General features: G+C 38.5%; 1 protein-coding gene. It reads right to left on the bottom strand.

Annotated elements, in window-relative coordinates:
* Nucleotides 1–488, bottom strand: a 488-nt coding sequence (locus J7R10_RS08560) for an efflux RND transporter permease subunit (RefSeq protein WP_208436466.1), incomplete at both ends; no start/stop codon positions are given.

Below are 488 nucleotides of genomic sequence, written 5' to 3' on the forward strand. Positions count from 1 at the left end.
ATTCCCAAATCAGAAGCTTTTTCTCGATTAATATCAATAAAAAATTGTGGTTGTGTTGCCTCAACAGTAAGCCGTGGATGAATAAAATATGGATTAGCTTGTAAAGCAGTACCAAGCTTATTAGCGATTGGCTGTAATTTTGTATAATCATTCCCAAGAATTGCAAATTGTAACCCTTGGCCAGTTCCTCTCACACCTAAAGAATTTCCTTGCACTGCAAACACAAAAACTGCGGGCAATTGTCTAACCTTTGCATTAACATCTTTCACGATTTCTTGCTGACTACGCAAACGCTTATCCCAAGATGAAAGCAACAAAACCAAAAAAGCAGTATTGGACGAACCGCCAATGCCCGCAATAGAATAACTATTAGCAATTTCTCCAGAATCGTGTAACGGTTGTAAACTCGCTTCAATTTGCTCTACCTGCTCATTCAGATATTGTGTTGAAATACCCTGTGGTCCACTAATGACCAAAAAAATAAGGGC

Origin of the sequence: Bartonella vinsonii subsp. berkhoffii ATCC 51672 (assembly GCF_902825225.1) — a bacterium.
GTDB lineage: Bacteria > Pseudomonadota > Alphaproteobacteria > Rhizobiales > Rhizobiaceae > Bartonella > Bartonella berkhoffii.